The sequence below is a fragment of the Micromonospora sp. 050-3 genome (assembly GCF_046549335.1).
In the GTDB taxonomy this organism is placed as follows: domain Bacteria; phylum Actinomycetota; class Actinomycetes; order Mycobacteriales; family Micromonosporaceae; genus Micromonospora; species Micromonospora trifolii.
Genome location: NZ_JAJPVX010000001.1, coordinates 2,004,693 through 2,017,333 on the forward strand (window position 1 = coordinate 2,004,693; position 12,641 = coordinate 2,017,333).

Genomic DNA, 12,641 nt, shown 5'->3' on the forward strand with positions numbered 1-12,641 from the left:
GTCGTGCGGTCTACCTCCACTCGCCTTCCCACGCGTACAAGTCTGCCGTCGTGGCGTACTCGCGCAGCGCCGCAATCTTCCCATCCCGTACGGTGGCGATCGTCAATCCCTCGAAGGACCGATCCTCGTTCTCCTCGCGGTGCTCGAAGCGCCACTCAGCCACGGTCGTGTCGCCAGCGGTGAACTCGTTCGTGATGACCCAGTTCAGAACACGGCTGCCCTGGCCGAACCACTTGTCCGCCCACTCTCGGATGCGCTCCTGCCCGTGGTACACGGGTCCGTAGCTTTCGGTCACGACGGCATCAGGTGTGACCGTTGCGACGATGCTCTCCGTATCGTTGCTGTTCCAGGCGTTGATGTAGTCGGTGAGGGCGCTCATGCCCTCGACCCTACTGGCGTTGGACATAAGAAAAACGCCATGGCGTTCAAAGACCGGTGTCCGGTATTGGTGCGCCCAAGCGGTCGGTTTCTACCCAACCGTTGTCGGCTACGTTCTTATCTTCCATCCGGTCCAGAGCAGTGGCCATCCTCGATGACGCGCGGGAAATTCTTCGATCAGACTACAGAGGTTGAAAGGCCGAGGTTCGACTTCGGCCGCTCGGTCGGATCAACGCTCCGGATGCCCTGATCCAGCCAAGAGGCGGTCGCCCAGCTCGGAGCGGCGGTAGAGCACCGAACGGCCGTGGCGGCCACTGACCAGGAGCCCGCCTGCGCGGAGAGCGCGTAGGTGCTGGTTCACCGCGGTGGTAGTGACGCCCAGACGGGTCGCGAGTTCGGTGGAAGACGCGGGGGTGTCCAGGCGGGCGAGCAGGCCGGCTCGGTGGGCGCCGAGCAGGGCTCCCAGGGCTCCCGGGGCGGGCAGGGGCTCGGGCTGCCACAGGGTGCCGGAACCCCGGGCCAGATAGATGATCATCGGAGGCTGGTCGGGGGAGATGGGGGCCGCCACTGCCGGGGTCCACATGGTGGGGACCAGGGTGAGGCCGCCCAGGGTCGGGCGGGTGTAGTGGACATTGGAGTGCAGGTGTACCTCCACGGTGTCACCGGTCATGGTGACCCGTTCGGACAGGCCGGCGAACATCGTGGCCAGGCCATGCTGGGCGATCTCGCGGCCGCGGTGCGTGACGTCGCCCTCCAGCAGGGCGCGCATCCGGGGCCAGTGGGCGGCGAAGCACCGGTCCCAGTAGCCGGCCAGGGCGGTGACCACGCGGGAGAGCGCGCCCGGCTCGCGTAGTGGTGGGGGGATGCGCTCGTCGGCGCGGTAGAGCAGGCGCAGGTCTCGGCGGACCACGTCGGGTGGGGTGGCCGCGATGGTGGCGAGTTCGTCCTCGATGCGGGTCAGCGGTGAGCGTGGTTGCGGGGTCAGGAAGTCGGGGGTCCACAGTCGCTCGTCGATGAGGGCCAGCAGCATTTCGGTGTCGAGGGCGTCGCGGGCTTGCTGCATGCGGCGGATCCACGGTAGGTGGATCGGGAAGCGGCCCGGATCGCGCCAGCTTCGCAGCGACAGAATCAGTTCGTTGAGGGGCGAGACAGCGAACCGGACGCTCGCCAAGTCAGGGCCGACGAGTCTGTATCGCACTGGCATGAAGTAGAACGCTACATCAATCGTGTCCTCCGGCCGGGGCGGGTGAACTCTGCCCGTGCCTTTGAAACGAGTTTTGATCTGGGCCACTGCGGCTACCTCGACAGCCAAGGGGGTGATGTTCAGCGTCAGCGTGCTGTTTTTCACCACGGTGGCCGGAATCAGCCCGGCAACCGTCGGGGTGGGCCTCACCATCGCCGGGGCCGTGGGAGTGGTGACGGCGTTCGCGTCGGGGCGGCTCTGCGACCGGTTCGGGCCGCGGCGGGTGCTGATCGTCGCGGCCACGGCACAAGGTGGTGCGCTCGCGGCGTACTGCCTGACCCGCGACGCCGGCACGTTCGTGCTGGTCGCCTGCGTGGCGGTCGGCGCCGAGAGCGTGGAGCGGACCGCCCACGTCGCGCTGCTGGCTCGAGCGTTCACTGGCCCGGCCCGGGTGGGGGTGCGGGCCTGGCTGCGGGTCGTGGACAACGTGTCCATCGCGGCTGGGTCCGGATTGGCCGCCGTGGCGCTGGTGGTGGGTAGCCGATCCGCCTATCTGGCGGCGGTGCTGGCGGCGGCCGTACTCACGTTGGTCGCTCTTGTGCCTCTGCGGGCTCTGCCCGTTCTCGTAGGGGGCGGTGGTGACCGGCTGGCGGAAGGCGGCCGGTCACCGCTGGGCGATCGCCGGTATCTGACCGCGACCGCGCTGCACGCCGTGGTAAGTGTGCAGGCCTTGCTGCTCACCGTCGGGATGCCGCTGTGGGTTACCGGCCATACCGCTGCGCCGGACGTGACTGTCGCGGTGCTGTTGTTGCTGAACACCGGCTTGGTCTCGGTCCTCCAGGTCTGGTCGACCCGGTTGGTCGGCGACGTGCCATCGGCCGGGCGGGCGGTCTTTCACGGTACGGCCCTGCTGCTGGCGGCTTGCCTCTGCTACGCGGCCGCCGGATACCCGAGCGGAGCCGGGTTCGCCGTCGCGTTGCTGGTGGCGGCGGTCGTGGCGCACAGTCTCGGCGAGATCTTCTCCGAGGCCGGCGGCTGGGAACTGGCCTTCGAGTGGGCCGATCCGGCCAACTCCGGCGCCTACCAGGGCGTCAGCCAGGCAGGAGTGGGCATCGGCCTGGCTGTGGCGCCGGTCGTCGTCACGTCGGCAGCGGTCGGACTCGGGCCACCGGGGTGGCTGCTGCTCGGCAGCATGTTCCTGGCTGCAGGCGCTGGAACCCGGGCGCTGAGCACTCGTCGGCGGGTGCCGCAACTCGCGCTGAGCGCGGAGGAAAGGTCAGCTCGCCCCGATGGTGAGGACAATCTTGCCGGTCACCCGGCCGGTCTCGCTTACGGAGCGGACCACTAACTACAGAGGTCGAAAGGCCGAGGTTCGAGCTATCTCGGTGGTTCGGGTTCGAGGGTCATGCCGGTGCTGGCGAGGAAGCCGGCGAGGAGATCGGTCTGTTGCTGACAAGCGCGTAGCCGGCGTTTGACCAGTTGCGCGAGGTGGTTGACGCCGCGGGCGGCGGTGTTGGTCAGGCCACGTTTCATCCAGCGCCAGACGCCTTCGGTGGGGTTGAGGCCTGGTGCGTAGGCGGGTAACCGGATCACGGTCAGCCACGGCCGGGCGGCGATCAGGGCGTGCATGCGGTGGCTGACGTGGGTGTTCAGCTTCCAAAGCCTGACCACACCTCCGCCGTCATCGGTGAAGCCCCTGTAGATGACCGTGGCGTCTGCCGCCCGGCGAAACGCCTCGGCCAAGATCGCGAACGGCGGCTGCCGTACTAGGCCGCAGCGGGGATGGTGGCGTCGATGAGGTGCGGGCCCGGCTGGTTCAATGCCGCGGAGAACTGCTCCGCGAGTTGCTCGGCGGTGGTGGCGCGGGTGGCGGGCATCCCGAACGCGTTCGCCAGCCCGACGAAGTCGATCTGAGGGTTGGTCAGGTCGAACAGGGGATTGCTGTCGGGGTTGGCCGAGCCCGGCTCCTTGCTGAAGTATCCCCACTCCTGGCGCAGGATCGCGTACCCGTGGTTGTTGAGGATCACGTTGGTGATGTTCAACCGCTCGCGTACCTGGGTCCAGAGCGCGGTGGCGGTGTACATGACGCAGCCGTCGGCCACCAGCGCCACCACCGGCCGGTCGGGTGCGGCGACCGCGGCGCCGACGGCCAGAGGCAGGCCGTCGCCCATGGCGCCACCGGTCTGCATCAGCACGTCGTGTCGGGGAGCCCCGGCGGCGGCGGCGGCGAGGGCGAGGCCGGAGCTCACGGACTCGTCGATGATGATGGCCCGTTCGGGTAGCAGCGCCGCGATGACGTCGGCCCAGTTCTGCACTGTGAGTGCGCCAGTGGGAAGTGCCGGTCGGTGCGGGTCGCTGACCTGGGCCGCCGCGTCCGGTGCCACCAGGTCGGCGAGTCGGACCAGCGCGGCGACCGCGTCCTGACCGACCTCGGCCAGGACGTGCGTCTGCGCGCCCTCAGGCACGAGGAGGCTCGGCTGGTCGGGGTAGGCGAAGAACGAGACCGGTGCCTTGGTGCCCGCGACGATGACGTGCCGCGCTCCGTGCAGTTGGTCGAGCACCTGGTCGGGATAGAAGCCGAGCCGGGGGAACGCGGGTAGGCCCGCCCCTCGTTCGACCCTGTTGGAGTAGAGCTCCTGGAAGACCCGTGCACCGGTCGCCGCGGCGATGCGGCCCGCTGCCAGCAGGCCCGCCTCCCGCAGGGCCGGTCCGCCGATCACCAGTGCTGTCGTCTCGCCGCTCCGAAGAGCCTCCGCGACCTGCGTGATCGTCTCCTGCTCGACGGTCGGCGCCGGCCGGGACCGCACGGGAGCGCCGGCCGCACCTCCGTCGGACCAGGACACGTCCGCCGGCATGATCACGGTGGCGATCTGTCCGGGTGGCTCCAGGACGGCGGCGAGTGCGGCTGCGGCGTCCGGGCCGGCGCCGGCTGCGTCCTCAGGGCGGCGGACGGGGCCGCGCAGCCATCCCGCCAGCGCGGCGATGTCGGAGTTCAACGGTGGGTCGAAGGCGGTGTGGAACGTCGCGTGGTCTCCGACGATGTTCACCACCGGCGAGTTGGCGCGGCGGCTGTTGTGCAGGTTCGTCAGGCCGTACGCGAGACCGGGCCCGAGATGCAGCAGCGTCGCGGCGGGCTTGCCAGCGATCCGGGCGTAACCGTCGGCCGCACCGCTGACCACGCCCTCGAAGAGAGCGAGTACGCCGTGCAGCTCGGGAACCGACTCCAGCGCTCCGACCAGGTGCAGCTCGGTGGTGCCGGGGTTCGTGAAGAGCACCTCGACCCCGCCGTCGACAAGCGTCCGCAGCAGTGCCTCAGCGCCGTTCACACACGTCACCCCATCACCGGTCAGATCAGCAGCGATTCGATACTAAACTCGCATTCCGGACTCGTGCTGCTAGGTTCAGCGAAGTAGCCCGGTAGGTGAAGAGGAGGGCCGATGGGACGGGGATGGGCCGAACGTCGCTACCAGGCCCGGTGCCTGGAGATCAGTATCGATCGCTCCTTCGAGGAATTTCGGCAGCAGTATGAGCAGGCCGTCCCGGCCTACGACGCGACGGCGTTCAATGCGCTGGTAGCCCGCAACGCCCCCTGGGACGACGTCCTCGCCCTCATGCGCCAGCGCGCGCCGCACGCCTTCCTCATCTACTGGAGCAGCGGCGACCTGCGACCGATGATGAACCTCGCGGGCGACCCCAGGCACTGCGTCGAATACCTGATGGGCAACCACACCACGGCTGAGCGGATGTTCCGCCACGACCCGGCGGTCATGCTGTACGCGCCGCTGCGCACGTTGATCAGCGACGGTCCCGAGGGTGGAGCACGGTTCATCATCGAGCAACCCAGCCACGCGTTCGGCTCGTTGGGAGTGGACGCCATCCACGAGGTGGGCCTGGAACTCGACAGTGAGGTCGCCGCCCTCCTGGCGTACCTCGAGGTGCCCGTGCCGGCGGGCCTGTCCGACTAGGGCATCGATTCGGTTCGAGGTCACCCTGACCACGCCTGAGCGGCCGTCAGGTGCTCGGGCTGGCCCTGGCCGGGGTTCTGGCATGGTCTGGAAAAAGTGATCTAGGCGCGGCCGGCAGAACGTGATCTTATACGCACCGGCGATCCGTAACACCGTGCAAACCATCGATTAACCATCGGCGGCTTAGGTGGGGGAGCGCTCCCATGAGCGGGTCGCGATCGATGCAAAGCTCCACAAGGGAGCAACCGAAAGGAGCCTCGTGGCTACAGGCACGAGCGGAAACAGGCTGCGAAGACTGGCGCTACCTACGCTGGTCATCGCCCTGATCACCGGTACCACCGGTGTCGCGGGAACGGCGTCGGCGGCACCTGCGGGGTCGTCGGGTAACGGCAGCGGCGCCGGCTACTTCACCGCGGGGTCCGACCGGAAGGTCACCCTGACCGACGGGGCCGACCGTCGACCCGGCGGCAACCGTGCGGCCACGCCGAAGGCAGCCGTCGACGAGACCGGCTCCGGCATGTACGTCGTCGAGTTGGCCGAGGACCCGTTGACCACGTACACCGGTGGGGTGTCCGGTCTGGCGCGGACCCGCCCGGCGGCGGGCGGCCGGCTGGACGTGACGTCGACGCCGGCGCAGGCGTACCGCCGGCACCTCGACGCGCAGCGCGGCGCCGTCACCGCCGCGGCCGGGGTCACTGTCAACGCCGTCTACACCGCAGCCTTCAACGGGTTCTCGGCGAAGCTGACCACCCAGCAGGCGAGCACGTTGCGGGCGGACAAGCGCGTCCGCGCCGTCACCGCCTCGCGGGCCCTCGGCACCCCCTCGGCGCCGCCCACCGCGACCACGGCGACCGCCGCCAACCCGACGCCCGCCACCCCGAGTGGCGCGGAGCAGTCGGCGCCGACGGACCGCACCGGCCGGCCGGCCAAGCCCGGCCCCGGCACGGGCGCGGGCATGGTGATCGGCGTCCTGGACACCGGCATCTGGCCGGAGAGCGCGTCGTTCGCCAAGAAGATGCCCGCTCCCGCGAGCTGGCACGGCACCTGCCAGACCGGCGTGGCCTTCGTGGCCGAGCACTGCAACGGCAAGATCGTCGGTGCCCGCTACTTCGCCGACTCGTGGCTCGCCGGCGGTGGTTCGGTGCCCGAGGGTGAGTTCCTGTCCCCCCGCGACGCGTCCGGGCACGGCACCCACACCGCCTCCACGGCGGCCGGCCTACCGATCTCGAACGTCACGATCGACGGTCGCGGCTTCGGTCCCGTCTCCGGGGTGGCGCCGGATGCTCAGATCGCCGTCTACAAGGTGCTCTGGGGTGGCATGGGCTACGACGCCGACATCATCGCCGGCATCGACGCGGCCGTCGCCGACGGCGTGCAGGTGCTGAACTTCTCGATCGGCTCGCAGCTCGGCGACTGGGAGGCCAACACCCCCATCGGCGTGGCGTTCCTCAACGCCTCGCTGGCCGGGGTCTTCGTGGCGGCGTCGGCCGGCAACACCGGCATCGTGAGTGGAGCGATCAGCAACGCCGCACCCTGGGTGACAACTGTCGGCGCGGCGGTGACCAAGCTCGACGAGGCCACCGCCAAGCTGGGCGACGGCACGAAGCTGGTCGGCGGCTCGCTGGACGCGCTGCCCGGCGGAGGCGCACGGCCGCTGGTGTTCGGTGAACAGGCCGGCTCGCCGGATCTGGGCGCTGTCTACTGCGAGCCCGGCAGCCTGGACCCTGCCAAGATCAAGGGCAAGGTGGTCGCCTGCGCGCTGTCCGACATGTTCGGCTCCGCCGCCGAGATCAAGGCCAAGGGCGGGGCGGCGATGGTGGTCTTCGACCCGGTCGGCAACTACCGGATCAACTCCATCTTCAACTTCCCGGTGGTCTACCTGCCGACCGAGAAGCAGGCCGGCACGCTGTTCAACTACCTGATGCGCCACCCCACCGACGCGACAGTGTCGTTGCGCACCGGCGGTGACGGCTCCAGTGTCCCGGGCATACCGAGCGTGGCGGACTTCTCCTCCACCGGCCCGGACAAGGTGACCCTCGGCGTCTTCAAGCCGGACCTGGTCGCGCCCGGTTCGAACATCATCGCCGCGGTCTCACCGGCGGGCAACTTCGGGCGACAGTACGACGCGTACTCCGGCACCTCGATGGCCTCGCCGTACGTGGCCGGAGCGGCGGCGATCCTGCGCGCCACGCACCCGGACTGGTCACCCGGCGCGGTCGCCTCGGCCCTGCGCACCACCGCCACCGACACCGTCGGCACCAGCAGTCCGCTCGACCAGGGCAGCGGATTCATCAATCTGCCCCGAGCCACCGACCCGGGACTGGTCATCGAACCCACGGCGGCGGAACTGATCGAGTTCAGCGAGACGGCCGAACCCGACGGCAAGGCACTCAACCTGCCGGCCATCTCCTTGCGTGAGTACGACGGCACCCGCCCGGTGACCCTCACCCGCACCCTGACCAATGTGGGCAAGGCGCGGGAGACCTACCGTTCGTCGGTGTCCGGTCTGCCCGGCATGAAGGTCACCGTGTCACCGACATCGGTGACCCTGGCGCCCGGCAAGTCCGCGACGGTCACCATCACGCTGCGTCGGGGCAGCGCGCCCTGGGACCGGTACGTGACCGGGTCGATCACCTGGCAGGGTAAGGCGCACAGCGCCCGGATCCCGGTCGCCGCCCGTCCGTGGGGCATCTCGGCCCGGCCGTACGCGGACGACGGCGAGGAGTTCGCCCGTATGACAAACGGCGCTTTCGGCATGGTCCAGCCGGGCTTCACCGGATCACTCGTCGGTCGCAGCACCGGTTACACCCCGATGCGGCGCACGTCGTACTCGATGCCGGCCGGCGTCTACGGCGGCGTGTTCGACCCGAGCGCCACTGGCGTGAAGAAGGTCGACTTCACGGTGCCGGCGAACACCGCCGGCATTGTCGTCGAGGCCAACACCGCCGATCCGAACACGAACCTCGATCTCTACCTGTACAAGGGCGACACCCTCATCTACAGCAGTGACAGGTTCTGGACCAGCGCCGAGCAGGCGTACAAGTTCCTGCCCGAGCCGGGGCGCTACACCGCGTACGTGTTCGCACAGTACCCCGGTGGTCCCGTCGTCGACTTCGAGCTGGGCCACGCCATCATCGGCCGCAACGCCACGTATTCGGGTGCCACCCTCACGCTGCCCTCCACCTCGGAGCGCGGTCAGGGCTTCAACTTCACGCTGAAGCCGAACAAACCGCTGGCCGAGGGCGACTTCTGGGCGTACACCGAGTACCGCACCAACGGCACTGTGGTCCCCGGCAACCTCGTCTACACCCAACAGAGTTCCTGGCAGTAACCGTTCAGCCGGGTGTGGGGCGGTGCCGACGTGCACCGCCCCACGCCGAGCACCACCGGTCAGGTTGTGACGCCGGCCGGCCGCGGAGGCGGTAGGGCAGGCGTCCACTGATGGGCCACGGTCGCAGGTCAATGAAACAAGTAGCCGATGTGAGTGCGTGGAGCCCTTGTCATGGCGCCGTTGCGCCGAGCCAATTGTCGATGAGTGGCATCGCATCGCCGAGGGTTTTGGTGATGTGATGTGCTCCGCTGAGCTGGGCTGCGGAATGGGTGGTGGTCAGTGCGACCACGGTCATCCGCGCCGCGCGAGCTGCTTCAATTCCGGCCGGGGCGTCTTCGATGACCAGGCAACGCTCTGGCGGGGTTCCCAGCAGGTCGGCTGCACGGAGGTAGCCTTCCGGGTCTGGTTTTCCGAAAGCGACCTGCGTGCTGTCCACAAGGACCAGGGGATCAGGTAGGCCGCCTGCTCGCAGTCGTTGCCGCACGGTAGGGGCTCGGCCGGAGGTCACCACGCCCCATCGCTGGTTCCGGATGACCTTCAGCACGCTCGGGGCGTCTGGGTACACCGGGAAGGCGTCGCCTTCGTCTGCCATGAAGTCGCGTACCAGTCGGTATTCGGCTTCAGCATCGAGTTGTGGAGCGACGACTGTGATTGTGTCGATAGGACGGCGGCCGTGGGTGTGAGCCCAGACGATCGCTGGCTCCAAGCTGTGGTGCAGCGCCCAGCGGCCCCAGATACGGCGATATGCGGCGTAGGAGTCGACCAGAACGCCGTCGACGTCGAACAGCACGGCAGTGCCGCTTTCGGCGTCTCCGCTGATGCGAGCGAGGGAAGGCACGGTTACGGAGCCCCGTCTGCCGTTTGGGTCGTGCGGTGCATCTGCTCGATGACGTTCACGGTCTGCGCCGTGAGTTCGTGGATGAGCTGGCCTGCTGGCCGGACGTCCCGGACGAGGTCGACCGATTGGCCGGCGTAGAGGGCCATCTCCTCCAGGTCGCCGGTCATGCCGGGTAAAGGCATCAGATCCTCGTACCGGTAATGGGCCTGGCCTGCGCTGTCGATGGCTACGACGTCGCCTTCGTCTGGGCGTCCTGGCGCTGGGGGCGAACCGGCTAGTTCCCAACGCTGCATGGTCGGATTCCGCAATGCGCGGTGCGCGGCGTCGGGCCATCCGCCATCGAAGCAGTGGGTGTGGACGGCGTCCTCGGCAGTGGCAGTGACGAGGCGTCGCCGATACAGCTGGTGGGTGAAAGCTTCAGTGGTCGCAAGGAAACGCGTGCCCAGCCACGCGCCCTGTGCGCCCAAGGTCAGAACGGCGGCGAGGCCGCGGCCGTCGCTGATGCCGCCGGCGGCCATGACCGGAATTGGGCCCACCGCGTCGACAACGGCCGGCACCAGAACCATGGTGGCGGTCGTGCCGCGAACATGGCCGCCGGCCTCCCAGCCCTGCGCCACGATGACGTCGACGCCGCAGCCGGCGGCGTGCACAGCCTCCCTCACGCTACCGACGGTGTGCATATGCAGCGCACCGGCATCACGGATCCGATGGCTGACGGGTTTTGGATCACCCCAGAAAGTGGATATGACCGGTACGGCCTCGTCCAGGCATACCGCCAGCGTGTCAATGACGGGAAAATCCAGCACCAGATTCACCCCGAACGGCCGTGAAGTCCGCCGCCGAACGTGGCGGATGCTGAGGCGCGCGCGTTCGGGACTCTGCCAGGTCGACGCCAGCATGCCGAGCCCACCGGCTCCGGCCACCGCCGCAGCCAGTTCGGGCGCCGCCGCGGAGCCTATCGGCGCCTGCACCACCGGCACGTCGATACCCAGTCGCTCGCAGAGTGCGTTCCGCAACTTGAACGTCATGTATGCCCGACCCTCCGCGCTTCGGAAACCGAATCGATGACGAGAGGTACTGTATCGAAAAAAGAAGCACCAGGAGAAGTGGGGCGAGCCGATGGCAGCGCCGAGGCCGGGAAGCCCGGTTCGCGGGTCGAGCACCGGGCGGCCCTTGATGGCGGCACTCGATCTTTTCGGACGTCGATGGAGCCTGCGCATCGTCTGGGAGTTGCAGGGCGGCGCCCTTGGCTTCCGCGCACTGCAGCAACACTGCGACAACATGTCGTCCAGCGTCTTGCGGCAGAGGTTGACCGAGCTGATGGAGGCACGCATCGTCATGCAGGAACCGGACGCCGCCTATGCCCTCACCCAGTTCGGACAGGGTGCCTACCGAGCCCTGCGCCCCCTCGTCAGGTGGTCGGATGACTGGGCTCGCGCCCTCACCGACGACGACCCGGCCACCGAGGCGGAAGCCCCGACATGACCGGGAGCAACGGGAACGACGTGACGATCGTCGACGCCTGCACTCGCCGCCGGGAAGGTGGCAGCCCTACCGCCGTGCTGATCGATGACATCACGCTCAGCGACAGCACTCGGCGCGCGATCGTCCGGCACGCCGGCACCTCGCACGCGGCGTTCGTCGACGCCGACGCGGGAACCACGCCCACAGTGCGGTTCTTCACCGCACACGGTGAGCTCACCAACTGCGGACACGGCACAATCGCCGCCCAGGCGGTCCTGTTGCACCGTCGCGGGATCAGGGAATATCGCTCACGTCAGCGGACCGGTGGCCGCACCTTCGACACCACCGCGATCCAGCGCGACGACGGCATCGAGGTCTGGTTCCACCAGGGCCCGGTGGAGCTTCAGGGCTGCACTGCCGCAGAACGAGACAACCTCCTCGCCGCCCTGGGCATCAGATCGAACGACATTGCCACCGGCGACGCCCCTTGTATCGCCTCACCGGGAACACCACGCCTGCTCGTACCGGTCAAAACGCTGTCGGCCCTGCTCTCGATACGGCCTGACCCACATCGACTCGCAGCCGAATGCCGTCGTCTCGGCTATCTCGGCTGCTTCGTCTACACGCTCTCCCCGACCCGCGACGCAGCCGCCGCGCGCATGTTCGCACCGGCGATCGGAGTCAGCGAGGACGTCGTCAACGCCAACAGCACAGGCTGCCTCGCCGCACACCTGTTCGCGACCCACGGACACAGCAACATCGAAGTCGAGCAGGGGCACACTGCAGGCCGCCCCTCGTCGGTCTTCGCCACCGCCACCGCCACCACCGAAGGAATTTCCACCAGGGTCGGCGGAATGGCCACAATCCGATCCAGTCCCACCGGCACGGCAAACGGAGAAGCACCGTAGGTCGCCGGTCGAGCGGCACCTGAGCTGTCACGCCATCAGGGGCGCTTCCAGGTCGCGGCGGGTGAGGGCGGCGCGGAGTTGTAGCGCCTCGGCCGCCAGATTCTCACGACCGCCCTGCTCCCGGTCGATGGCACAGACCACTGTCTCCACCTGAGCGCCGATGGATCGTAGCTGCGCACACGATGCCAGCAGTGCTCCTCCCGTGGTGACGACGTCCTCGACCAGTACGACACGCCGCCCGTCTACCGGACCGCCCTCGGCGGCCTTGTTGGTGCCGTACTCCTTGGCGTGCTTCCGCACGAAGACCGTGGGCAGCCCCGTGAGCTGTGACATCACCGTGGCGAGAGGGATGCCGCCCATCTCCATTCCCGCCAGCACATCGCACTCCGGCAGCATGGCCACCATCGCTTCGGCGACCTCGCGCAACAGATCCGGCTGCCCCTCGAACAGGTACTTGTCGAAGTACTCCTCGCTGACCTGCCCGGACCGCAGACGGAAACGTCCGGTGAGATGGCAGGTGTCGTAGACGCGGCGCGCGAGCGGGTGAGTCACCTGCTCAGCCTCGCATCTCGCC

At 68.5% G+C, this 12,641-nt stretch carries 12 protein-coding genes; 5 read left to right on the plus strand and 7 right to left on the minus strand.

The features are described 5' to 3' along the window. Nucleotides 1-10 precede the first annotated feature (10 nt). Both ACLJOK_RS09035 and ACLJOK_RS09040 read right to left on the minus strand, forming a co-directional pair. Complete coding sequence (locus tag ACLJOK_RS09035) at nt 11-379, minus strand: nuclear transport factor 2 family protein (RefSeq protein ID WP_410817542.1); 369 nt, start codon at nt 377-379, stop codon at nt 11-13. Between the two features lie 228 nt (nt 380-607). After that, on the minus strand, nt 608-1,441 hold the full coding sequence (locus tag ACLJOK_RS09040; protein WP_410817544.1) for an ArsR/SmtB family transcription factor: 834 nt from the start codon (nt 1,439-1,441) through the stop codon (nt 608-610). Between the two features lie 196 nt (nt 1,442-1,637). Here ACLJOK_RS09040 and ACLJOK_RS09045 point away from each other — a divergent pair, with 196 nt between their 5' ends. Then, nucleotides 1,638-2,909 (plus strand): MFS transporter, encoded by a 1,272-nt coding sequence (locus ACLJOK_RS09045; RefSeq protein WP_410817546.1) that lies wholly within the window; start codon nt 1,638-1,640, stop codon nt 2,907-2,909. A gap of 29 nt (nt 2,910-2,938) precedes the next feature. Here the strand turns inward: ACLJOK_RS09045 and ACLJOK_RS09050 are convergent, their stop codons facing one another. Both ACLJOK_RS09050 and ACLJOK_RS09055 read right to left on the minus strand, forming a co-directional pair. Continuing rightward, the gene (locus ACLJOK_RS09050; RefSeq protein ID WP_410817547.1) at nt 2,939-3,304 is read right to left on the minus strand and encodes a transposase; all 366 of its coding nucleotides are present in this window, start codon (nt 3,302-3,304) and stop codon (nt 2,939-2,941) included. Nucleotides 3,305-3,327: 23 nt separating this feature from the next. After that, nucleotides 3,328-4,887 (minus strand): acetolactate synthase large subunit, encoded by a 1,560-nt coding sequence (locus ACLJOK_RS09055; protein ID WP_410817548.1) that lies wholly within the window; start codon nt 4,885-4,887, stop codon nt 3,328-3,330. A gap of 111 nt (nt 4,888-4,998) precedes the next feature. On the opposite strand from ACLJOK_RS09055, the gene ACLJOK_RS09060 reads away from it, so the two are divergent. Together ACLJOK_RS09060 and ACLJOK_RS09065 are read left to right on the plus strand one after the other, a co-directional pair. After that, nucleotides 4,999-5,526, plus strand: a complete 528-nt coding sequence (locus ACLJOK_RS09060; protein ID WP_410817550.1) for a hypothetical protein — start codon at nt 4,999-5,001, stop codon at nt 5,524-5,526. Nucleotides 5,527-5,785: 259 nt separating this feature from the next. Then, the gene (locus tag ACLJOK_RS09065; RefSeq protein WP_410817552.1) at nt 5,786-8,857 is read left to right on the plus strand and encodes a S8 family serine peptidase; all 3,072 of its coding nucleotides are present in this window, start codon (nt 5,786-5,788) and stop codon (nt 8,855-8,857) included. Between the two features lie 169 nt (nt 8,858-9,026). On the opposite strand, the gene ACLJOK_RS09070 is transcribed toward ACLJOK_RS09065, so the two are convergent. Together ACLJOK_RS09070 and ACLJOK_RS09075 are read right to left on the minus strand one after the other, a co-directional pair. Continuing rightward, complete coding sequence (locus ACLJOK_RS09070; RefSeq protein ID WP_410817553.1) at nt 9,027-9,647, minus strand: HAD-IA family hydrolase; 621 nt, start codon at nt 9,645-9,647, stop codon at nt 9,027-9,029. A 50-nt stretch (nt 9,648-9,697) separates the two neighbouring features. Further along, entirely contained in the window at nt 9,698-10,723 is a 1,026-nt protein-coding gene (locus tag ACLJOK_RS09075; RefSeq protein WP_410817555.1) for an NAD(P)H-dependent flavin oxidoreductase, read from the minus strand. A gap of 148 nt (nt 10,724-10,871) precedes the next feature. On the opposite strand from ACLJOK_RS09075, the gene ACLJOK_RS09080 reads away from it, so the two are divergent. Together ACLJOK_RS09080 and ACLJOK_RS09085 are read left to right on the plus strand one after the other, a co-directional pair. Beyond that, on the plus strand, nt 10,872-11,180 hold the full coding sequence (locus tag ACLJOK_RS09080; RefSeq protein ID WP_410817557.1) for a winged helix-turn-helix transcriptional regulator: 309 nt from the start codon (nt 10,872-10,874) through the stop codon (nt 11,178-11,180). A 20-nt stretch (nt 11,181-11,200) separates the two neighbouring features. After that, a complete protein-coding gene (locus ACLJOK_RS09085) occupies nt 11,201-12,067 on the plus strand; it encodes a PhzF family phenazine biosynthesis protein (RefSeq protein ID WP_410817559.1) in 867 nt (288 codons plus the stop codon). A gap of 27 nt (nt 12,068-12,094) precedes the next feature. On the opposite strand, the gene pyrE is transcribed toward ACLJOK_RS09085, so the two are convergent. Then, on the minus strand, nt 12,095-12,619 hold the full coding sequence (pyrE, locus tag ACLJOK_RS09090) for an orotate phosphoribosyltransferase (protein ID WP_410817560.1): 525 nt from the start codon (nt 12,617-12,619) through the stop codon (nt 12,095-12,097). Nucleotides 12,620-12,641: the final 22 nt, after the last annotated feature.

Bases quoted from the DNA above. Each gene is read 5' to 3' on its own strand.
- ACLJOK_RS09080 (WP_410817557.1), top strand. From the start codon at position 10,872: ATGGCGGCACTCGATCTTTTCGGACGTCGATGGAGCCTGCGCATCGTC.
- ACLJOK_RS09035 (WP_410817542.1), bottom strand. From the start codon at position 379: ATGAGCGCCCTCACCGACTACATCAACGCCTGGAACAGCAACGATACG.
- ACLJOK_RS09075 (WP_410817555.1), bottom strand. From the start codon at position 10,723: ATGACGTTCAAGTTGCGGAACGCACTCTGCGAGCGACTGGGTATCGAC.
- ACLJOK_RS09060 (WP_410817550.1), top strand. From the start codon at position 4,999: ATGGGACGGGGATGGGCCGAACGTCGCTACCAGGCCCGGTGCCTGGAG.
- ACLJOK_RS09040 (WP_410817544.1), bottom strand. From the start codon at position 1,441: ATGCAGCAAGCCCGCGACGCCCTCGACACCGAAATGCTGCTGGCCCTC.